Below are 469 nucleotides of genomic sequence, written 5' to 3'. Positions count from 1 at the left end.
TACAAGTGCAGGTAAAAACAAAAGGAAGTACGGGTGTGGAGATGGAAGCGCTCACTTCTGCTTCAGTATGTGCACTGACCGTTTACGACATGTGCAAAGCGATTGATAAAGGCATGATCATCGGTCCTACCTATCTAATTGAAAAGACAGGCGGGAAAAACGGTGATTTTCACAGAGCATCTGATATTTAAGTTGGAGGACCTTATATGAATATAGATCAGTCAAAAATTCCACAAGCGACAGCCAAACGTTTGCCGCTATACTACCGTTTTTTAAAAAATCTGCATGCATCAGGAAAACAAAGGGTGTCATCAGCAGAGCTTAGTGATGCAGTCAAAGTGGATTCTGCTACCATTCGCCGAGATTTTTCGTACTTTGGTGCACTTGGGAAGAAAGGGTACGGCTATAATGTCGATTATCTCTTGACCTTCTTCAGAAAGACCCTTGACCAAGATGAAATGACCAATGT

General features: G+C 42.2%; 2 protein-coding genes. Both read left to right on the top strand.

Annotation, left to right across the window (positions count from 1 at the left end; translation table 11 throughout):
* Positions 1 to 191: cyclic pyranopterin monophosphate synthase MoaC (locus tag GFC01_RS18070; protein ID WP_279233521.1), on the top strand; the 191-nt coding region annotated here is incomplete at its 5' end.
* A 15-nt stretch (positions 192 to 206) separates the two neighbouring features.
* Positions 207 to 469, top strand: a 263-nt coding sequence (locus tag GFC01_RS18065; protein ID WP_279233520.1) for a winged-helix domain-containing protein, incomplete at its 3' end; no start/stop codon positions are given.

It is taken from the genome of Desulfofundulus thermobenzoicus (genome assembly GCF_009428905.1).
GTDB classification, from domain to species: domain Bacteria; phylum Bacillota; class Desulfotomaculia; order Desulfotomaculales; family Desulfovirgulaceae; genus Desulfofundulus_A; species Desulfofundulus_A thermobenzoicus.
This window is presented reverse-complemented; position numbering and strand designations above follow the sequence as displayed.